Here is a 535-nt window from a genome sequence, read left to right as displayed (position 1 = left end):
ACTCCCGCACGTTAAAACAAATCAGCTCCATCGAGCGAAAGGCCGACAAAAAACGCGAGCTGTTACCGTTCTATGCCCCGTGGGTCAGCGGCGTGCTTGCGCAGGGTAAAGGCTCTCAGGATGACATTCTGATGACAGTCATGCTGTGGCGTCTTGATGCTGACGACATTGCAGGCGCGCTGGATGTTGCCCGCTACGCATTGCCCCACGGACTGACCATGCCAGCCAGCAAGCGCAACACGGCCTGTTTGCTGGCAGAAGAGGTGGCGCTCTCAGTCCAGCGTCTGCGTGATGCCGGGCAACCTGTTGAGCTGGCGCACCTGCTCGACACCATCAGTCTGACTGAGCAGGCGGATATGCCGGATGTCGTGCGCGCGAAGCTGCACAAAATGACCGGCTATGTGCTGCGCGATGCTGACCGGCTGAGTGAAGCGCTGCCGCAACTGCAACGCGCGATGCAGTTAGACCGGGTGGTCGGGGTGAAAAAGGATATTGAACGCCTTGAACGTGCGCTTAAGCCTAAACCCGATCCCGC

At 59.1% G+C, this 535-nt stretch carries 1 protein-coding gene; it reads left to right on the top strand.

What is annotated here, in order from left to right; all coding sequences use genetic code 11:
• Positions 1-535 (top strand): phage terminase small subunit (gpM, locus tag RE027_RS18155; RefSeq protein WP_368809696.1); only part of this gene is annotated, 535 nt, incomplete at both ends.

The organism is Kocuria sabuli (assembly GCF_040981185.1).
Classification (GTDB): domain Bacteria; phylum Actinomycetota; class Actinomycetes; order Actinomycetales; family Micrococcaceae; genus Kocuria; species Kocuria sabuli.
Note: the sequence above shows the minus strand (reverse complement) of the source record. Positions and strands in the feature narration are given on the sequence as shown.